This is a genomic window from Candidatus Dechloromonas phosphoritropha, assembly GCA_016722705.1.
Taxonomy (GTDB): domain Bacteria; phylum Pseudomonadota; class Gammaproteobacteria; order Burkholderiales; family Rhodocyclaceae; genus Azonexus; species Azonexus phosphoritrophus.
Genome location: JADKGN010000004.1, coordinates 2,326,227 through 2,346,470, shown reverse-complemented (window position 1 = coordinate 2,346,470; position 20,244 = coordinate 2,326,227). Strand labels below are relative to the sequence as shown.

The 20,244-nt window shown below is 62.5% G+C and carries 20 protein-coding genes; 11 read left to right on the top strand and 9 right to left on the bottom strand.

Features of this window, described 5'->3' with window-relative positions:
- Genes IPP03_17055 through IPP03_17040 form a run of 4 tightly spaced genes read right to left on the bottom strand, consistent with a single transcriptional unit; the run spans position 1 to position 2,798 of the window.
- Entirely contained in the window at positions 1-735 is a 735-nt protein-coding gene (locus IPP03_17055; GenBank protein ID MBL0354273.1) for a VacJ family lipoprotein, read from the bottom strand.
- Positions 732-1,202, bottom strand: a complete 471-nt coding sequence (mlaD, locus tag IPP03_17050) for an outer membrane lipid asymmetry maintenance protein MlaD (GenBank protein MBL0354272.1) — start codon at positions 1,200-1,202, stop codon at positions 732-734. The genes IPP03_17055 and mlaD overlap by 4 nt, the downstream gene beginning before the upstream one ends.
- Positions 1,199-1,993: a lipid asymmetry maintenance ABC transporter permease subunit MlaE gene (gene mlaE / locus IPP03_17045; protein ID MBL0354271.1), complete on the bottom strand. Its 795-nt coding sequence runs from the start codon at positions 1,991-1,993 to the stop codon at positions 1,199-1,201. The genes mlaD and mlaE overlap by 4 nt, the downstream gene beginning before the upstream one ends.
- Complete coding sequence (locus tag IPP03_17040; protein MBL0354270.1) at positions 1,986-2,798, bottom strand: ABC transporter ATP-binding protein; 813 nt, start codon at positions 2,796-2,798, stop codon at positions 1,986-1,988. Before IPP03_17040 ends, mlaE begins: the two co-directional genes overlap by 8 nt.
- Before the next feature lie 73 nt (positions 2,799-2,871).
- On the opposite strand from IPP03_17040, the gene IPP03_17035 reads away from it, so the two are divergent.
- The 11 genes from IPP03_17035 to IPP03_16985 all read left to right on the top strand — a co-directional run bounded on the left by IPP03_17035 (position 2,872) and on the right by IPP03_16985 (position 17,626).
- A complete protein-coding gene (locus IPP03_17035) occupies positions 2,872-4,326 on the top strand; it encodes a sigma-54-dependent Fis family transcriptional regulator (protein MBL0354269.1) in 1,455 nt (484 codons plus the stop codon).
- The gene (locus IPP03_17030; GenBank protein MBL0354268.1) at positions 4,323-5,696 is read left to right on the top strand and encodes an AAA family ATPase; all 1,374 of its coding nucleotides are present in this window, start codon (positions 4,323-4,325) and stop codon (positions 5,694-5,696) included. Before IPP03_17035 ends, IPP03_17030 begins: the two co-directional genes overlap by 4 nt.
- Positions 5,697-5,796: 100 nt before the next feature.
- Entirely contained in the window at positions 5,797-7,656 is a 1,860-nt protein-coding gene (gene mshL, locus IPP03_17025; protein MBL0354267.1) for a pilus (MSHA type) biogenesis protein MshL, read from the top strand.
- 8 nt (positions 7,657-7,664) lie between these two features.
- Positions 7,665-8,894 carry a tetratricopeptide repeat protein gene (locus IPP03_17020; protein ID MBL0354266.1) on the top strand — a complete coding sequence of 410 codons (1,230 nt, stop codon included), beginning with the start codon at positions 7,665-7,667 and terminating at the stop codon, positions 8,892-8,894.
- Between the two features lie 13 nt (positions 8,895-8,907).
- The gene (gene tadA / locus IPP03_17015) at positions 8,908-10,614 is read left to right on the top strand and encodes a Flp pilus assembly complex ATPase component TadA (protein MBL0354265.1); all 1,707 of its coding nucleotides are present in this window, start codon (positions 8,908-8,910) and stop codon (positions 10,612-10,614) included.
- A 2-nt stretch (positions 10,615-10,616) separates the two neighbouring features.
- A complete protein-coding gene (locus IPP03_17010; protein ID MBL0354264.1) occupies positions 10,617-11,816 on the top strand; it encodes a type II secretion system F family protein in 1,200 nt (399 codons plus the stop codon).
- Positions 11,813-13,351, top strand: coding sequence for a hypothetical protein (locus tag IPP03_17005; GenBank protein ID MBL0354263.1), 1,539 nt, complete (start codon positions 11,813-11,815; stop codon positions 13,349-13,351). Before IPP03_17010 ends, IPP03_17005 begins: the two co-directional genes overlap by 4 nt.
- On the top strand, positions 13,348-13,956 hold the full coding sequence (locus IPP03_17000) for a hypothetical protein (GenBank protein MBL0354262.1): 609 nt from the start codon (positions 13,348-13,350) through the stop codon (positions 13,954-13,956). Before IPP03_17005 ends, IPP03_17000 begins: the two co-directional genes overlap by 4 nt.
- Positions 13,953-14,318 carry a hypothetical protein gene (locus tag IPP03_16995; GenBank protein ID MBL0354261.1) on the top strand — a complete coding sequence of 122 codons (366 nt, stop codon included), beginning with the start codon at positions 13,953-13,955 and terminating at the stop codon, positions 14,316-14,318. Before IPP03_17000 ends, IPP03_16995 begins: the two co-directional genes overlap by 4 nt.
- Entirely contained in the window at positions 14,315-16,906 is a 2,592-nt protein-coding gene (locus IPP03_16990) for a hypothetical protein (protein MBL0354260.1), read from the top strand. The genes IPP03_16995 and IPP03_16990 overlap by 4 nt, the downstream gene beginning before the upstream one ends.
- An 81-nt stretch (positions 16,907-16,987) precedes the next feature.
- Complete coding sequence (locus IPP03_16985; protein MBL0354259.1) at positions 16,988-17,626, top strand: prepilin-type cleavage/methylation domain-containing protein; 639 nt, start codon at positions 16,988-16,990, stop codon at positions 17,624-17,626.
- A gap of 4 nt (positions 17,627-17,630) precedes the next feature.
- Here IPP03_16985 and IPP03_16980 read toward each other — a convergent pair whose 3' ends face one another.
- The 5 genes from IPP03_16980 to IPP03_16960 are packed head-to-tail and all read right to left on the bottom strand — an operon-like array spanning position 17,631 to position 20,239.
- Positions 17,631-18,620, bottom strand: coding sequence for an NAD(P)-dependent glycerol-3-phosphate dehydrogenase (locus IPP03_16980; protein ID MBL0354258.1), 990 nt, complete (start codon positions 18,618-18,620; stop codon positions 17,631-17,633).
- Positions 18,617-19,057, bottom strand: coding sequence for an SH3 domain-containing protein (locus IPP03_16975; protein MBL0354257.1), 441 nt, complete (start codon positions 19,055-19,057; stop codon positions 18,617-18,619). The genes IPP03_16980 and IPP03_16975 overlap by 4 nt, the downstream gene beginning before the upstream one ends.
- 9 nt (positions 19,058-19,066) lie before the next feature.
- Entirely contained in the window at positions 19,067-19,531 is a 465-nt protein-coding gene (gene secB, locus IPP03_16970; protein ID MBL0354256.1) for a protein-export chaperone SecB, read from the bottom strand.
- Positions 19,532-19,559: 28 nt separating this feature from the next.
- A complete protein-coding gene (grxC, locus tag IPP03_16965) occupies positions 19,560-19,823 on the bottom strand; it encodes a glutaredoxin 3 (GenBank protein MBL0354255.1) in 264 nt (87 codons plus the stop codon).
- On the bottom strand, positions 19,820-20,239 hold the full coding sequence (locus IPP03_16960; GenBank protein MBL0354254.1) for a rhodanese-like domain-containing protein: 420 nt from the start codon (positions 20,237-20,239) through the stop codon (positions 19,820-19,822). Before IPP03_16960 ends, grxC begins: the two co-directional genes overlap by 4 nt.
- Between the last annotated feature and the right edge of the window lie 5 nt (positions 20,240-20,244).

Genomic DNA, 20,244 nt, shown 5'->3' with positions numbered 1-20,244 from the left:
TCAATCCAGTACATCCACGAGCCGCGGCGGGCTGCCATCAAAAATCTGGTTACGCCGGCGCTGCAGATAAGCGTCGCGTACATAGGAATATTTGTCGAGCGCCGCCTCCTCGACCACCTTGTCGGTCGGCAGGAGGCTGGCGCGGACATCGACAAAGCGCAACGCCACAAGGCTGTTGAGGGCGGCGGCCGACTTGTGGAGCGTATACCAGGTGGGATCGGTGTAAACATCGACGATCCAGCCGCCGGTGTCGCGCACCGTGCGTGGCCCGATCAGCGGCCAGAACAGGAAACTGCTATCGTCCCACCCCCAGACGGCCAGCGTCTGCCCGAAGTCTTCATCATGCTTCTCAAGACCGAGTTCGCTGGCAACGTCGAAGAGGCCGAAAATGCCCACAGTCGAATTGATAAGCAAACGCCCGAGGTCGTTCCCGGCATCCGCCAACTTGCCCTGCAAGGCGTTGTTCAGGACATTGCGAACATCGACGATATTGCCGAAGAAACTGCCGACGCCCGCCTTGGCCGGCAATGGCACGGCGAAGTCATAAGCCTGCGCCACCGGCTTGACGATGACTGTGTCGAGGCCTTCATTGACCGCGAACATGCCGCGATTGAAGCCCTCGAAAGGATCGCGGACGCTCTCCTCGGCCAATGCCGATCCGCCATGCGCAATCGTGCCGGCAACCAGGCAGCCGATACCGGCGAGCATCTTCCATGTCACGAGCCTATTTGTCATTTCGCTTCCTGCCCTTCTGCTGCCTTGTTGAAGAGGAACTGGCTGATCAGTTTCTCCAGAACCACCGCCGACTGCGTCTTGGTCACCGTATCGCCCGCCTTGAGCATTTTGTCATCGCCGCCGACATCGAGGCCGATGAACTGCTCACCAAGCAGGCCAGAAGTGTAGATTGCCGCAAAGGTGTCCCGAGGAAAACGGTAGCGCCCGTCGATGTCCATGGTCACCACCGCTTCATAGGTTTGCGGATCGAACCTGATATCAGCAATCCGCCCGACGCGAACCCCCGCGCTCTTGACCGGCCCCCGCGCCTTCAGCCCTCCAATATTATCAAAGCGCGCCTGTATCGTGTATGTTTCGGACAGATGCCCCGAAGAAAGGTTGCCGACTTTCAGCGCCAGGAACAAAAAGGCGGCAATGCCGATCGCCACGAAAATGCCGACCCAGAGGTCGAGTACGGTACGGTTCATGAAGCTCCCCGGAACATGAACGAAGTCAGAACGAAATCCAGTGCCAGTATGGCCAGCGCGGAGGTCACCACGGTGCGCGTAATCGCGCGCGATACCCCTTCTGCCGTTGGTACGGAATCGTAGCCCTCGAATACGGCGATCACGGAAACCGCGATGCCGAAAACAAAACTCTTGATGACACCATTCCAGATGTCGTAACGAAAATCGACGCCTGCTTGCATCTGCGACCAGAAGGCACCGTCATCGACACCGATGAAAACGACGCCGATCAGCCAGCCGCCGAGCACGCCCATCGCCGAAAACAAAGCGGCCAGCAGCGGCATCGAAATGACGCCGCCCCAGAAGCGCGGGGCAACGACGCGGGCGATCGGGTTGACTGCCATGATGTCCATCGCCTTCAACTGCTCGGTGGTCTTCATCAGGCCGATTTCCGCAGTGATCGACGAGCCGGCACGTGAGGCGAAAAGCAGTGCCGCCACCACCGGCCCCAGTTCGCGGGTCAGCGACAGGGCAACCAGCACGCCGAGCGCTTCGGTCGACCCGTAGCGCTGAAGCGTTTCGTAGCCCTGCAGACCAAGCACCAACCCGACGAAAAGTCCGGAAACCGTGATGATCAGCAGCGACAGCACGCCGCTGAAATAGATTTCGCGCAGGGTCAGTGGCAGACGCCGGAATGACGGGCCCGAGTAGCGCAGCACGGCAACGAAGAAACGCGCCGCGAAGCCCAGGCGCCAGATGCGGTCGACCACGACGTGGCCCAGCTTTCTGATTGACGACGCTGACTCAGCCATGTGCGCGACCGCCCAGGAAATCGCGCACGATTGTCGGCGCCGGATAGTCGAAATGCACCGGTCCCGCCACTTCGGCATGGACGAACTGGTGAACGAATGGGTCGTTGGAGCCACGGATTTCGTCCGGCGTCCCTTGGGCGACGATCCTGCCCTGCGATACGAAATAAATGTAATCAACAATCATCAGCGACTCGTGCACGTCGTGCGTCACCATGATTGAGGTCGCGCCGAGCGCGTCGTTCAGCTTGCGGATCAATTGGCCGATGACGCCCAGCGCGATCGGATCGAGCCCGGCGAACGGCTCGTCGTACATCACCAGCATCGGGTCGAGCGCCACCGCGCGGGCTAGCGCCACGCGGCGCGCCATGCCCCCGGACAGTTCGGCCGGCATCAGCGCGCGCGCGCCGCGCAAGCCAACGGCTTCCAGCTTCATCAGAACCAGGTCGCGGATCATCTCCTCCGAGAGGTCGGTATGCTCGCGCAACGGAAACGCGACATTCTCGAACACCGTCATGTCGGTAAACAAGGCGCCGAACTGGAACAGCATTCCCATCTTGCGGCGCAGGCCGTAGAGTTCGGCATGCGACATCTGCGACACGTGCTGATCCCCGAGGCGAACCATGCCGCCGGATGGCCGCAACTGGCCCCCGATGCAGCGCAACAGCGTCGTCTTGCCACAGCCGGAACCGCCCATGATGGCGACCACCTTGCCGCGCGGAATCTTCATGTCGATCCCGGCCAGCACGGGCCGTCCGTCATAGCTGAAATGAAGATCCCGGATATCGACCAGAATGTCTTCCGCCAAAATCACACCCCACAAGTAAGCCGGCGATTTTATCAGAATCGCGGGCCATCACCCCGGCGTCGCATCGCTATAATTGCACGAGACATTCCCGCAAAGTTATGCCAAAACCTTGTCAAACAAGCCCCTGCTCCTCATCGTCGATGACGACCCGCTGATCAGCGATGCGCTGAGTCATGCCTTTGCAGCAACGTTCGACGTCGTCACCAGCCATGCCCGCCCGCATTGTCTGGCCCTGCTCCACCAGTTGCGCCAGACGCCGCAGGTGGCACTGGTCGACCTCGGCCTGCCGCCGCAGCCGCACCGCCCGGACGAGGGCTTCGCGCTGATCGGCGAACTGCTGGCGCATGCGCCGGACATGAAGATCATCGTTCTCTCTGGCCAGAATGGCGAGGACAACGCCCGTCATGCACGCACGCTGGGCGCCGTCGAATTCGTCGGCAAACCCTGCGACCCCGGCCACCTGCTGACCCTGCTGCGCCAGGCGCTGGCCTTTTCCGGTGGCGGATCGGCGTCCGGCGACCCCGCCGGGCTGATCGGCGACAGCCTGCCGATGCAGCGCCTGCGCCTGCAACTCGCGCAATACGCCAACCTCAGCTTCCCGGTGCTGATCGAGGGTGAATCGGGCAGCGGCAAGGACGTCGTCGCCAGCCGCTGCCTGCACCAACTTACGGAACGGCAGAACCAGCCGTTTCTCGCACTCAATTGCGCGGCGATCTCGCCCAGCCTGCTCGAACCGACGCTTTTCGGCCACGCGCGCGGCGCCTTTACCGGCGCGGCGACCGCCAAGGCCGGCTATTTCGAAGAGGCCGGCGAAGGCACGCTGTTTCTCGACGAGATCGGCGAGTTGCCTGCCGACCTCCAGCCCAAGCTGCTGCGCGTTCTGGAAAACGGCGAGTACCAGCGCGTCGGCGAAACCCAGACGCGAACCGCGAAAGCGCGCATCGTCGCCGCAACCAATCGCGACCTGCGCCAGGAAATCAAGGCCGGCCGCTTTCGCGCCGACCTCTACCACCGGCTTTCAGTATTTACAATCAGCGTTCCGCCGCTGCGCGACATGGGCCGTGATCGCCTGCTGCTGCTCGACCATTTCCGCAAGCTGTATGCCGCTCAGGCCCAATGTCAGCCATTCAGCCTCGATTCCGCCGCCGAAGCGCTGTGGCTCGCTTACAGCTTCCCCGGCAACGTCCGCGAATTGCGCAACATCGTCATCCGCCTGACCGCCCGCCATCCCGGCCAGACAGTCACATCTGACCAGGTGCTGAACGAATTTGACACTTCCGACGAGGTTGACCGCAACACTATCGGCAAGGTGGCCGAAAACAACCACGAACAGCGCCTGCAGGCGGCGACCCGGCATCTGCAGACGGCCACCGGCATCGACCTCGACGCGACGCTCGCCGCCTGGGAACGCAGCTACATCGAAGCCGCCCTCGAACTGTGCGCCGGCAACGTCAGTCGTGCCGCGCGCCGCCTCGGGATCAACCGCAGCACCCTCTACAACCGCATGGAAAACTGGCATCGTTCATGAGCCTCTATCTTGAGCATTTCGGCCTGCGCGAACCGCCTTTCCGCATCACTCCACATACCGATTTCTTCTTCACCGGCGCCAACCGCGGCCCGACGCTCGACGCGCTGATCTACGCCATCACCCAGGACGAAGGCATCGTCAAGGTCACCGGCGAAGTCGGCAGCGGCAAGACGATGCTCTGCAGGATGCTGCTCGAGCGCCTGCCGGACGATGTCGAATCGCTCTACCTGGCCAACCCGTCGCTGTCGCGCCACGAAATTCTCGGCGCCATCGCCGACGAACTGGGCATCCCGGCCGACGGCAAGACCACGCATTCGATGATCCGCACACTGCAGGACGCGCTGGTCGAACGCTACGCCGCCGGCAAGCGGGTCGTCATCATGATCGACGAGGCGCATGCCATGCCGGCCGAGTCACTGGAGGAAATCCGGCTGCTCTCCAACCTCGAGTCAAAAGCCACCAAGCTGCTGCAGATCGCCCTCTTCGCCCAGCCCGAACTCGACGAGCGACTGGCAGCCAACGACATGCGCCAGTTACGCGAACGCATCACCCAGCACTTCAACCTGGCGCCGCTCAAGGCCGGCGAAGTGGGCAGCTATATCGAGTTCCGCCTGCGCGCCGCCGGCTACCGTGGACCCAACCCGTTCACGGCCCGCGCGATCGACCAGATAACGAAAATCTCCGAGGGACTTTCCCGGCGCATCAACATTCTGGCCGACAAGGCGCTGCTCGCCGCCTATTCCGGGGGAGCGCACCAGGTCGATGTGGCCGAGGTCAAAACTGCCGCGCAGGATGCCCGGTTTGCGCCGATTAAGAAGGAGGCCGGCGGCAAGCTGGTGCCGGCCCTCAAGATCGCGATTGCACTGCTGATGACGCTGGCCGTGGCCGCCCTCGCCTATGCCCTGTGGCCGAGATCGCCAGCCGGCAGCCCAGCGGCGGCACAGCCGCCGGCGGAACCGGCGCCAGCGGCGGCGCCCGTTGCGGCACCAACCGCAGCCGCGGCCACCAAGGCAAACGTGAAGGCTGCAGATCGTCCAGTTGCCGACAGCTCCACCCTGATTGCCCGGCACACGGCTCTCTATGCTGACTGGCTCGCTACCGCTCCTGACGACCACTACTTCATCCAGTTGACCACCAGAAGCGCAAACCATACCGAAGATATCGAGAGGTTTTTGGCCCGCGCCGGCCAGTGGCTCGAACCGGCGGAACTGCGGGTCTACGTGGTCGGCACGGCGGAGAACGGCCAGATCGGTGTCATCTACGGTGACTACCCGACACGGGCGGCCGCCTGGGATGCCACGCGCGCCTTTCCGGAGGAGGTACGCCGCATGCGTCCTTACCCGCGCCCGGTGAGCGCGTTACAACGATGACATCGTCACCGGACATCCGGTCGGCACCGGAAGCACGTTGTGCTAGCATGGCCACAACCTGCAACGTTGCCTTGAACTGCTCGAAAGAAAGCATTTTCGGATGAAATACGGTTTCCTCAGCGCATCCCTGCTGTCGCTGCTGCTTGCCGCCTGCCAGGCGCCGACGCCACAACAGCCGCTGGCCGGCCATCTCAGCAGCGAGAGCACCGCACCCCAAGGTAAAGGCGAGATTCCCGCTCCGGTGCAGCAGACGTTGGCCCTGCCCAAGCCACGCGCCGTGCCCAAGAGCGAAACCTACAGCGTCGTGGTCAACAACGTTCAGGTGCGTGATCTGCTCTTCGCGCTGGCACGCGACGCCAAGGTCAATGTCGACATCCACTCCGGCATCACCGGGACCGTTTCGCTGAACGCGATCAACCAGACGCTGCCGCAACTGCTGACCCGCATCTCCAAGCAGGTCGACATGCGCTTCGAACTGGACGGGCCGAATCTCGCGGTGATGCCGGACTCGCCGTTCCTGAAACATTACAAGGTCGATTACGTCAATATGGCGCGGACCGTGACCGGCACCGTATCAGCCAGTACCCAGATCAACACCAGCATCTCGGGCGGCGGCGGTTCGGGTGGCGCGCCTGCGGGCGGCGGCGCCAGCGGCTCCAGCAACATCTCGAACACATCGATCCTGAACAGTTCGAAAAACCTGTTCTGGGAACAGCTCGAAAAGAACATCAAGGACATCCTGCACGAAACCGACAAGGTCTTCCCCGAGGGATCGAGCGAGACCTTCATCGAGCAGGCCAATACCCAGACCGCGACCGGGGCTGCCGCATTGCCGCAAGGCGGCGGGCAGCGCGCAGCGCAAGCGATCGCCAGCGCGCTGCAGGCCAATCCGACGCCGGGCTCTTCGAGTCAGGCCACGGGCAATTCGGTCGTGCGCCGCAGCACCTTCCGCGAAGCTGCCTCGGTCATCATGAACCCCGAGAGCGGAGTGATCACGGTGCGCGCGACCTCACGCCAGCATGAAAAGATCCAGGAATTCATCGACCGAGTTACGGTTTCTTCTCACCGACAGGTGCTAATTGAGGCAACGATTGTCGAAGTGGCGCTAGGAGACGGTTACCAGCAGGGCATCAATTGGAGTCGCATAGTGACGGATGGTGTGATTGGCAAGAGCTTCGCAATTACACAAGCCAGCATTAACTCGAATGTAGGAAGCGTAGCAAATCCTTTCACACTGACATTCAAGAACCAAAAAGACACAGATACCACTATCAATAGCCTCGTTAATGTCTTGCAGTCATTTGGTACGGCAAAGGTTCTGTCCAGCCCCCGCCTTTCGGTGATGAACAATCAGACGGCATTGCTCAAGGTCGTCGAAAACTATACCTATTTCTTCGTCAAATCGGACATTGTTCCGGCAAGCGTTGTCGGCGCCCAACCCACGACCGCCACGACCACCACGCCGCAAACGGTATCGGTCGGCCTCGTCATGACCGTGACGCCGCAAGTTAGCGGGAATGGCATGGTCATACTCAACGTGCGGCCGAGCATATCGAGCATTACCGAACTCAAGGCTGATCCCAACCCCGAGCTTGCAAAGGCCGGGGTACAAAATCTGGTGCCACAGATCAGTACCCGGGAAATCGAATCGATCATGCGCGTCAACAGCGGCGAGATTGCCGTCCTCGGCGGCCTCATGAAAGACAGCATCGACTGGAAAACTGGCCGAGTGCCACTGGCCGGCCAGATCCCGCTGATCGGCGAACTGTTCAACACGCGCAACAACTCCGCAACCAAGTCAGAACTGGTCATCTTCCTGCGTCCGGTAATCATCAAGGATGCAAGCCTGAACGGCGATTTTTCCGGTTATCGCGCGCAGCTTCCCGGCGACGACTTTTTCGCCCAGACGCGCGAAGCGCAGCCCTTGAACAACTTTCCCGACTCCTCCGGGCAGCAATGAGCCTATTGATGGACGCCCTGAAACGGGCTGAAGCCAGCAAACAGCAAGCCGCGCGGGCGGCGGCCGGGCAGGCGCCGCCGACGGCTGCCGGCGACATGAGCCTGGAGCCGCTGGCTGCTTCCGTCGTCGGCGGGACTTCGCTGCCCGAGCTCGCTGCGCACATTGATGCCCTCGACGCCGATCTCGCAGCAACTCCCCCGCTCCGGCGCCCTCTGCCAGCGCCGCAGCCGCGGACGGCACCCAGCAGCCCCGAGCCCGAAGACATCAACCTGGCCGCGGCGCGCAACGCCTTTGCCGCCAAGCAGCAGGAGCCGCTCTCGCGGCGCCCGATGTGGCTGGCGCTGGGCACGCTCGGGCTGGCGATGGTCGGCATCGCCGCCTACGTCCTGTATCAAACGCAATCGCTGAGCAGCGGTTCGCTGACGTCGCCTACGGGCGGGCCCGTCGCGGTCGCCCAGAGCCCTGTCCCACCTGCTGCTGCGCTGCCGGCCTTGCCGTTGAACCCACCGGCGGCACAAGCCAATTTGGCCCAGATTTCGCCGTCGACCGCAGCAGCCCCGCCTGTCGTATCGCGCCCGGCCTTTTCGTCCCGCGACCAATCCGCCGCAACCATGCCCCCCGGCGAGGGACGAAATGCCGCCCCGGCGATCCGCCTGACGCGCTCGCGACCCGAACCCGACGCCAACGTCGAAGCCGGCTACGCCAGCCTGCAGGGCAATCGCTTCGATACGGCTCGCCACGATTACGAACGCGCTCTGAAGACCGATCCCAACAATGTCGACACACTGCTGGCGCTGGCTGCCATCGCCCAACGCCAGGGGCGCTCCGCCGATGCCGACCGCTACCGGCAGCGCGCCATCGATGCCGATCCGCGCGATCCGGCGGCCCAGGCGGCCAGTCTCGGCAGCAGCGCGAGTGGCGACCCGCTGGCCAATGAGAGCCGCCTGAAAACGCTGCTCGCCAACCAGCCGGAATCCGGGCCGCTGAATTTTGCCCTGGGCAACCTCTATTCACGCCAGAACCGCTGGTCCGAGGCACAGCAGGTCTATTTCAATGCCGTGGCCGCCGATCCCGACAACCCGGACTATCTGTTCAATCTGGCGGTAAGTCTCGACCATCTGCGCCAGCCCAAGCTCGCTGCCCAGCACTACCGTCTGGCCCTCGACGCAGCACAGCGGCGCCCGGCTGCGTTTGACAGCGACCGGGTGCAGCTGCGCCTCGCCGAACTTCAGCCCTGACGACGAGCCGCTCATGAACGATTCCGCAGGACAGCACCGCCCGCTGGGCCAGATCCTCATGACCAAGGGCATCCTGTCCGAGGATCAGCTGCGCATCGCGCTGCTGGAGCAGATGAAGTCCAACCAGCCGATCGGCAAGCTACTGATTTCTCTCGGGTTTGTCTCGGAGACAACACTGCGTGAGGCGCTTTCCGAGAGTCTGGGCCGCCAGAGCATCGATCTCTCGAACGCCATTGTCGACCCGCAGGCACTAAAGCTGGTGCCGCGCGACATCGCCACGCGCCACCACCTGCTGCCGCTCGATTTCGACGCCGCCAACCACCGGCTCACGGTGGCGATCGCCGACATCGACAACATCGTCGGCCTCGACCGGGTGCGCGCGCTGCTTCCCGAGAACGTCGAGATCGATCCGCTGATCGCCGGCGAATCAGAAATCGACCACGCCATCGACCAGTATTACGGTTACGAGCTGTCGATCGACGGCATCCTGCAGGAAATCGAGACCGGTGAGATCGACTGGAGAAGTCTTTCGGCCACCGATGACGAGTACAGCCAGCCGGTCGTTCGCCTGATCGATTCGATCCTCACCGATGCCGTCAAGCGCGACGTGTCGGACATTCACTTCGAGCCGGAAGCCAACTTCCTGCGCATCCGCTACCGCATCGACGGCATGCTGCGTCAGATCCGCGCGCTGCACAAATCATATTGGCCGGCGATGACCGTGCGCATCAAGGTGCTGAGCGGCATGAACATCGCTGAAATGCGCGCGCCGCAGGATGGTCGCATCGGGCTGACCGTGTCCGGACGCCAGGTCGATTTCCGCGTCGCCTGCCAGCCAACCATCCACGGCGAAAACATCGTGCTGCGCGTCCTCGACCGCCAGAAGGGCATCGTGCCGCTGGAGAATCTCGGCCTCGCCGAGGAACATCTGTACCGGCTGAAACTGATGATCGCCCGTCCCGAGGGGATCATCCTGGTCACCGGCCCGACCGGCAGCGGCAAGACGACAACGCTTTACTCGGTGCTCAACCACATCAACTCCGAGAGCATCCACATCATGACCCTCGAAGACCCGGTCGAGTACCCGATGGCGCTGGTGCGCCAGACCTCGGTCGCGGAAACCGCCAAGCTCGATTTCGCCAACGGCATCCGCTCGATGATGCGCCAGGATCCGGACGTCATTCTGGTCGGTGAAATCCGTGACGCCGATACCGCCGACATGGCTTTCCGCGCGGCGATGACCGGGCACCAGGTCTATTCGACCCTGCACACCAATTCCGCCGTCGGCACCATCCCGCGCCTGCTCGACATCGGCGTCCTGCCCGACATCATGGCCGGCAACATCATCGGCATCGTCGCCCAGCGCCTGATCCGTCGCCTCTGCGACCACTGCAAGTCGCCTTATTATGCCGAGACCCACGAGATGCAACTAGTCGGGTCGCCGGCTGGCGGCTCGCGCCCGGTTCTGTTCCGCCCAACCGGTTGCGAGCGCTGCGACTACCAAGGCTATCGCGGACGCATCGCGATCATGGAGCTGTTGCGCATCGATTCCGGAATCGACGAACTGATCGCCCGCCGCGCCACCACCAACGAAATCCGCGTCCGCGCGCTCGAGCAGGGCTTCATCACGCTGGCCGACGATGGCATGCGCCGGGTCCTCAACGGCACCACGTCGCTTGAGGAACTCGGGCGCGTCATCGACCTCACCGACCGGATGTAGCCATGCTATTCGACTACAAGGCCGTCAGCATCGAAGGGCGCATGGTCTTCGGACGAATCGATGCCATCAACCTCACCGATCTGGAAATGCGCCTCAAGCGCATGGACCTCGATCTGGTTACCGGCCGGCCGATCGACCACCACGGAATGTTTGGCAGCCGGAAGATTCCACGCCCCGAACTGATCAACTTCTGCTTCCATCTGGACCAGCTCGCGCGCGCCGGCGTGCCGATCCTCGAAGGCCTTGCCGATCTGCGCGACTCGATCGAAAATCCGCGCTTTCGTGAAGTCATCGCCGGGCTGATTGAGGGAATCGAAGGTGGGCAAACGCTGTCGCAGGCGATGGCCGACCATCCCACCATATTCAGCAAGGTCTTCGTCAGCCTGATCCGTGCCGGTGAAGCCAGCGGCGAGCTGGCCGAGGTGTTGAGCAGCCTCAGCGAATCGCTCAAGTGGGAAGACGAACTGGCGTCACATACCAAGAAGTTGCTGATGTACCCGGCGTTTGTCGGCACCATTGTCCTCAGCGCCACCTTCTTCCTGATGATCTACATGGTGCCGCAGCTCAAGCAGTTCGTCAAAAACATGGGCCAGGCCCTGCCGCCGCAGACGCAGCTTCTTTTCTTCGTCTCCGACCTGCTGGTCGGCTACTGGTGGCTTTTCCTGAGCATACCGGTGCTGGCCGTCGTCGCCGCGCAACTGGTCCTGCGCAGCAATCCCATCGCCCGTCTGCGGCTCGACGGAATGAAGCTGACCTTGCCCATCTTCGGGCCCATTCTGAAAAAGATCATCCTCTCGCGCTTCGCCAACACTTTCGCCATGCTCTACGCAGCCGGCATCCCGATCCTGGATTCGATTCGCACGACCCAGGACATTGTCGGCAACCGGGTCGTCCGCAAGGCCCTGGTCAGGGTCGAACAGTCGATCCGCGAGGGCCAGAATGTCGCCAGCGCCTTCCATGATGCCGGACTGTTCCCGCCGCTCGTCGTGCGCATGCTGCGGGTCGGTGAGAATACCGGGGCCCTCGACAAGTCGCTGCGCAACGTCAGCTACTTCTACAATCGCGACGTCAAGGAATCGGTCGAAAAGGCTCAGACCCTGATCGAACCGATGCTGACCCTCTTCATGGGCGCCTTGCTGGGCTGGATCATGCTTTCGGTCCTCGGGCCGGTCTACGACGTCATCAGCAAGATCAAGACGTGATTCCCCGCCGCCTCCTCTACCTCGACACCCAGCGCCTGACGGCCCATGTCTGGCAACGCGGGAAGTTGCGGCCGGAAGGCGTCTTCGAGATGCGCCCCGAGGAATTCACGCGGTTCACCGCTTACCTGCGCTCCCACCGCAACAGCCATTTCCGGATGCTGGTCAATGTCGCCGAGGAAGGACACGAACTCGAAACGATTCCGTTCCTGCAGGGCGCCGACCGCAAGGCGCTGATCACGCGCAAGCTGGGGCAGCATTTTCTTGGGTCCCCGCTGGCCACCGCGATATCGCTCGGCTACGAGAAGAGCAAGCGCAAGAATGAGAAACTTCTGCTCTCGGCCCTGACCAACCCGGCTCACTTCGAGCCGTGGCTGAAGTGCCTGGAGGACGCGGACGCGGCGCTGGCGGGCATCTACACGGTGGCGCAACTGGGCGGCATACTGCTCAGGAAGCTCGGCAAGTCCGCTCCCCGCGCCCTCTTGCTGACCTTTCAGGACCACTCGATCCGCGAGAGCTATCTGGTCGATGGCCAGCCGCTGTTCTCGCGTATGGCTCCGCTGAACGACAGCAGCATTGGCGGTCTCGCCTCACGCTTCGCCTCGGAGGCGAACAAGCTCCACCAGTATCTGCTCGCCCAGCGCCTTGTCGGGCGCAACGAGGACTTGCCCGTCTATATTCTGGCCCATCCGCAGGCGGTTTCGGCGGTCCGCCAGTCGTGCCGCGACATGGCGAACCTCGGTCTCGAGATCATCGACAGCCACCAGGCAGCCCGCCAGCTCGACCTCAGGAGCCTGCCCGGCGACAGCAGCAGCGAACTGCTGTTCCTGCACCTGTTGGCCACCGCGGCCCCGCGCCAGCAATTCGCCGCTGAAGACCACCGCCACGATTACCACATTTCGCAGATCCGCTACGGGCTGCTCACACTCGGCGCCATTGCCGTCCTTGGCGGAGCGCTGTTTGTCGCCAAGCAACTCTACGACGCCAGCGCCATGCGCGAGCAAACCCAGGATCTGGCACGCCGCGAAGCCGATCTCAACTGGCGTTACCAGGAAATTTCCGCCACCTTCCCGCAACTGGGCATCGACAACGAAACCCTGCGCCGCGTCACCAATCGCCAAAGTGAACTTGTCAGGAAACAGCGTCTTCCGGACGACGCCTACCGCCTGGTCAGCCGCGCGATGAACGAGGTGCCGAACGTCCATCTCGAGGCGCTTGAATGGTCGCTCGGTGGGAGCGCGCCGGCAACGGGCGCCGCGACACCCGGCAAGACCACGGCACTGCCCGACGGCAAGGCCGAAGTGATCACCTTGCGCGGCTCGATTCGCCTCGGGCCGACCGCAACGGCACGACAGACGCTGGCCACCTTCGAGCATTTTGTCGAGATATTGCGGGTCGACCGCGACAGCGACGTCAGCGTCCAGCAGCAGCCGTTCGATATCGAATCGGGGCGCTCCCTGCGCGGCGGCGACATGGAGACGGAAAGCGCGCCCCCGCGCCAGTTCACGATCCAGATCGTGCGCAAGGTAACATCATGAAACTGACGGCCCGCGACTCCAGCAAAATCGCTTGGATCGCCCTGCTCGTCGCGCTGCTGATCGGCCTGGCGATCGCCGCCGGCCTCTGGAGCACCGGCGACACTGGCAAGGCGCGGGCAGAACGCGATGCGGCGGCGGCACGCAAGCTCGAGATCGAGAAGCGCCTCGGCCGGGTGCGAACCGAAGAGCAGGAGATCAAGGCGCGTACCCAGCAGTTTCAGCAGATGGAGCTTGCCGGAATGATCGGGCAAGAGAAGCGGCTCGAGTGGACCGAACTGCTGCGCGACCTCCAGCGCCGGTTGCGGCTGCCGGGCATGAATTACGAGTTCGGACCGCAAGTTCCGCTTGAAAGCGTTGCCGGGGCCGACTACGCCTATCACAGCAGCCAGTTGAAGATCCAGTTGCGGGTGCTGCATGAGGAAGATCTGCTCAACTTTGTCGGGCAGTTACAGAAGGAAGCCAAGGCGCTGGTCGTCTTGCGCGGCTGCAAGCTTTCCCGCCTGCCTGGGGCAAACCCGGCCGCCAGGGATGCCGCGCAACTGATCGGCGAATGCACGATGGAGTGGATCACCCTGCGCCGCGCCAGCGGGACCAAACAGCCATGAGAAGACGCCATCTGCCGGTTCTCCTGCTGGCTCTCGCCGCTGTGCCGGCTTGGCCACAGGGCGAACCGCCGGGCCGCCTGTTCTTCACCCCACAGCAGCGCGCGGCGCTCGACCGCGAGCGCCTGCTCGGAATCAGCCAGCGCCCGAGCGGCCTCGATGGCGATGCGAGCTATACGTTCAACGGCGAGGTACGCCGCAGCAGCGGCAAGAACACGCGCTGGATCAACGGCGAAGCGCAGACGGCGGGTGGCCGCGGCCCAGGCGTTCCCGCCGGCGACACCTATCACCCAACCACCGGCGAACACGACAGCCTGCTCGGCGGCGGCACGATCGTCATCAAACGCAAGCCACCCAAACCATGAAGCACGACGCGCGCCGTATCCGCAACCAGTCGGGTATCGCGCTTATCGCTCTGCTTGTCCTGCTGATCATGGCCGGCGCCTATGCCTTCTACCGCAGCGCCAATGTCAACGCTAGCCGGACCCAACAGGATCAAAAGCTTCTGCTGCGCCTCGCCCAGGCCAAGGAAGCCTTGATTGGCTATGCCGTCACCGACAACAAGCGTCCCGGCCGGCTTCTCTGCCCCGACCTGATCGGTAATGGCGTATCTCCCCTGCTCTCTCGTGATGACTGTGATGCCTACGTAGGCTGGCTACCCTGGAAAACACTTGATATAAAAGAAACCAGTGACGATCAGGGTATGTTGTTCCGCTATGTCGTATCACCCATGTTTGGTGGCGACCGGGCAAGACCTCCCCTGAACAGCGACACCGTCACCTCGCTCCGGCTGGATGTTCCAGCAGGCGCGGACAGTAACGATGTGGTGGCCCTGATTATCGCCACACGTGGGCAGATGGATACACGTAACGCGGATGGCGACGATTACTTCTATTCGTATTCGTACCAACCAAACAATCCAGACGATAACGATGTCATTATGCCGGTGACCCGCCAGGAACTGATGGCGGCCGTCGAGAAACGGGTTGCCAACGAGGTAAAAGCCTGCCTTGAAGGGCACGCTGCAAGCCCTGACAACACAAGCCATACCTATCCGTGGCCAGCACCACTATCAAACAACACATTCAAAGGCGTAACCGGTAGCCTGTTCGGGATGATTCCCGCCACGCAACCAGGCGGCAACCCGGATGAGGCTCTGAAGAAATCGACCGGCGATCTCAAGGCAGCGGAAATCGCTCTGAATTCCGTGTCGACCGCAACCGACCAACTCGCCGCGGTTCAACAGATCAGCAACCTGGCTGCCTATGCCCGCGCGCTTTACGACAGGCTCTACATCGCGGCGGCCGATCTTGAGGCGAAAGCCAAGGGAGCCGATGAGCAATTTGCAACCCTCGATAACGCGATCGTCGCAACAACCACCAGCACGCTGGCCACCGTGCCTGCGGCAGTAGGGGCCGCCCTCCCCAGTCTTGCCGCATTCAGGGAATCGCTCGCGAACATGGGGCTGGACCCGTTCCTGATGGAACTTCAACTCCAGAATGCGACCCTCAAGGCAAAAATAGATGCAGCCGTCGCAGCGACCACGACAGTGACCAAGACCAAAGCACTGGGCGCGCTGCAAACCCAACTCAATGTCTTTGCAAACAAATTATTCGCCTACAGCAGTACACCGAATCCCGGCCTTGCCAATTTACTCAACACAGATTTGCTGAGCGCAGAGGCCGCATCCGTCGATGCCAAAACCGCCAAGGGCCAGCCTGATGATGCCACCCTGGTAAACCAGGCGTTAGCGTCCGCCACAGCCTTGTACGATGCCAATACCACGCTCTACACAACAGTTCTGGCCAATCGGGTTAACATCGACGGCAATGAAATCAGCTTCCGCGCCGAGCAAATCGCGGCGGCGCTGTCCGTATTTTCCCAAAACCCAGACAAGGAATCGGCGGTGGCGCTAACTCCGGTTCTCGACGCCTCGCGCACACTTGTCGCCACCATTGCGACAGCTTCCAGCACGGTGGTTTCCGCTCGATCCATCAGTCTCTCGGCACTCGATGACGCGCTTGCTGCGGCGCAGGCGGCAAGCAATTTCTCCCTCATCCAATCAACAGCGGCGACAACGGTCACTCGGCTAAACACGCTGGCTGCGGCAATGATCAACAATGGCGACAATATTGCGCAGGAATCCCTTAAGAACGCTGCTGAAACACTGAGCGCCTCGGGACAGACCGCACCGGGAACGCGCACGGCCGCGCTTGCGCTCCGAACCCCGGCCAAAGCGGTAATCTACTGGGCTGGCGTAAGCGAAGCCGACGCTGCAGATATTGCGCGACTGTCCCGGAAAAGCACATGGGCATCCGGGGACAGCGATACCTCGGCCTATACCGCGTCACGAAAGCTTCTTGACAGCATCGACGGCGGCACCGGGACGGCAAGCGCGCTCGAGGCCTACATCAGGGCGCCAAGCGATGCCACCAAACAATCCGCTGCTCAAGACGCTCTGGCCGACACGCAAACTAAGCTTGCCAACACGCTCAGTGCAGCAGGCAAACTGGAGTCACTTCTGGAAACCAGTCAGGCAGACGCGGTCACCCCCACGGTCTGGTATGGCAGCGCCTGCTCCCTCCTCAAACCATCAACCGGTAGCGACACCTGGTGGGTGGCAAACCAGTGGGCCAACCTGTTCTTCTACCAGATCAGCGACCGCGTGCGCCCGGCTGTCGGTAAACTTACCGTCAACGGGAGTGGCACGACGTATCGCGTGGTTGTCATCAGTGCCGGGAAGGCATTGACAGGTCAAGATCCAACCCGCAGCACACGAAAAGCGACTCACTTCCTAGAGGGAATCAATGCCGACAGCAACGCCCCTGCCACCCCTGGCGCCACCAGCACCCCTGGGGGCCGCGATGGGAATGCACAAAATCCACCACCAACCCCAACCGCATTCTCCAGCCAGCCAGTGTCGGCTATATTCAACGACCGGCTAGCCTACTGACCCGCATTCGGACCCAGCAACTTGCATCCATCCCAGCTTCCTTGCAGAAACAACGGCTTCTCGCTGGTCGAACTGGCCATCGTGCTGGTCATCGTCGCGCTGCTGACCAGCGGACTGCTGCTCGGCATTGCGGCGCAACGCAACGCAGCGGAAAACGTCGATGCCCAGCGCCAACTGGAGAATATCCGGGAGGCACTGCTGGGATTTGCGATGGCCAATGGCCGCCTGCCCTGCCCGGCAAAAGCAAACTTACCGAACACCGATGACGACGCCGGCAAGGCACTTACTCCGCCATGTGATGGCCTGCTACAGCACGGGGTTCTGCCTTGGAAAACACTTGGGTTACCCGAAACCGATCCGTGGGGAAACCGTTTCACCTATACCGCCAGCAGCACTTTTACCAAGTCCAAGTTACCTGAAGCCTTAGCAAGCTTCACGCTTACCGACATTGGTAATGCAGACGTAAAGGAAAGCACCGCCGGCAGCACCATTGCCGCGGATTTACCTGCAGTCATCGTCAGCCATGGCAGCCGGGCGGCCGGCGCCTGGCAGACCGGCGGCAACCAGTTGCCCGGTGCCACCGGCGACGAACTGGAGAATTCCAACGCCACAATGACCTTCATCTCGCACACACCCACCGACACCTTTGACGACCTAGTGGTCTGGATACCCCCGAGCATCCTCAAGGCAAAAATGGTGGCCGCCGGACGGCTACCGTAACGGTCTAAACCGCCTCTTCCTTCGGATCACGCGCCATCAGCAGTTCCAGCGCCTCGCCGGCGCTGACGCTGCCATCAAGCACGGCGGCGATGACCTTGGAAATCGGCATGTCGACCGCCAGTTCGTTCGCCAGGCGCACCACTTCGCGCGCGGTATAAACACCTTCGGCGACATGCCCGAGTTCCTTCAGGATCTGCGGCAGTGACTTGTTCTGGGCGAGCGCCAGACCGACGCGGCGATTGCGTGACAAGTCGCCGGTACAGGTCAGGATCAGGTCGCCCATGCCGGCAAGACCCATGAAGGTGTCGCGGTGGGCGCCGAGCGCGACGCCGAGGCGGGCAATTTCCGCCAGTCCGCGCGTCATCAGCGCGGCACGCGAGTTGAGTCCGAGCCCGAGCCCGTCGCAAACGCCGGTAGCGATGGCCAGCACGTTCTTGACCGCCCCGCCGACCTCGACGCCGACCAGATCGTCATTGGCATAGACGCGCAGACGCCGGGAATGCAACTGCCGTGCGGTATCCACGGCGAACTGGTGATCGTTGGCCGCCAGCGTCACGGCGGTCGGCTGTCCGGCGGCGACTTCCTCGGCAAAGCTCGGCCCGGACAAGGCGCCGCAGACGGCGTTCGCCCCCAGCACCTCGACAACCACCTGATGCGGCAGTTTGCCGGTATCCGCTTCAAACCCCTTGCACACCCAGAGCACCGGCAGCGCGCTATTCAAAGCCTTCAAACGCTCTACGGTCGGACGCAGGCCGGCAATCGGCGTGGCAATGATTAGCAGCTCGGCCCCGGCGATGGCCACGGAAAAATCAGTCTCGATGCGAACGCCTGCGGGCAGTTTGTGGCCGGGAAGGAAGCGGTGATTTTCACGGGTATTCTGGAGGTCGACCGCAACATCGTCCTCACGCGACCACAGCGTCACCTCATTCTTGCCAGCGAAGGCGATGGCCAGCGCGGTTCCCCACGCCCCGGCGCCGAGCAGGGTGATCCTCACAGCCCCCAGACCTGCGTCGTACGCACGTAGCCAGTAATGCCATCGCGGTGATAGACCTTGGCCCAACCCGGCGCCGCCGGCTCGAGAAAGTCCACGAGCACCCACTTGTCGAGTTCGCCGACCACCGGCGCATCCGGCTTGTCGGATTGCCGAATCTCGGCGCGCGGCGCAGTGACCACCAGGGTGCGGCGCTGGCCGACATTGCGCGCCTCGACCCAGGCCATCGTGCCCTCGGCGTCGCGCACCTTGAACCAGCCCTCGACGCGCACCACGACCTCGACCGGCGTTTGCGCGCGCATCAGGTAGAGCTTCTTGCCTTTCTGAGACGGCGAGTCGTAAAGAATCGCGACTGGCACCTCAATCGAACGATAGTCAAGGGCCAGCGCCGTGCCGGCGGCGACGATCAGAACAAGGGCTGCAACGGCTTGGCGCCACATGGTCGCGCCTTACTGAATGGTAACTTCGGTCGGGGTCGAGGCCGACGCCTGCTCTTGCAGGCGCTGCATATACATGGCCTCGAAATTGACCGGCTGCAGAACGATCGGCGCGAACCCGGCACGGGTCACAGCGTCGGAAACGACTTCCCGCGCATACGGGAACAGGATGTTCGGGCAGGCGACGGCAAGCAGCGGCTCGACCTGATCACCGGGGACGTTCACGATCCGGAAGATGCCGGCCTGGCCGATTTCAACCAGGAAGACTGTCTTTTCCTCGAGCTTGGCCGTTACCGTGACGGTGAGCACCACTTCGTAGGCACCCTCGCCGAGACCTCTGCCGGCGCTCCCGAGCTGGATCTCGACCTGCGGCGCCTCGCGTTCGAGGAAGATTTCCGGCGCATGCGGCACTTCGATGGAAAGATCCTTGATGTAGAGCTTCTCGATGCCGAAGACCGGCTGTTCGTCTTGTTCCATGATTCTCTTTCAGGTGATAAATCGGTTTTCAGGCGCCGTCGAGCAGCGGCCGCAGCTTGCCGGCCCTATCGAGGGCACTCATATCATCGAAGCCGCCAACATGGGTGTCCCCGATATAGATCTGCGGTACGGTGCGGCGCTGGGTCTTGCTCATCATTTCGTCGCGCCTTGCGCGGTCGAGATCGATGCGGATCTCCTCGATCTCGGTCACCCCGCGCGCCTTGAGCAGCATTTTGGCGCGTACGCAGTAGGGGCAGACCGCCGTGGTATACATCAGGACGCGGGGGCTCATCTGTTGCGTGTTCCCTTCTTCACCGGATAACCGGCGCCCACCCAGGCATCGATGCCGCCGGTAAGATTATGGACCCTGGCGAAGCCCAGCTTCCCGAGTTGGCCGCAGGCCTTCCCGGAACGCATCCCGGACGCACAGCAGACGATCACCGGCTTGTCCTTGAAGCGCTCGATCTCGTTGATGCGATCGGCGAGCTTGGCGAGCGGAACATTCTTCGCGTCCGGCAGATGCCCGGCGGCGAATTCCTCGACTTCGCGCACGTCAATCACTTGGGCATCCTCGCGATTGATCAGCAGGGTGGCTTTCGCCGGATTGACCTCGTTCGCGCCGCTTCCCACCAACAAGGGAAAAATCAGCGCAATGCCGCTGACCACGACGAGGGCGATCAGCAGAATGTTCTGGTAGATGAAGTCCATCGGCA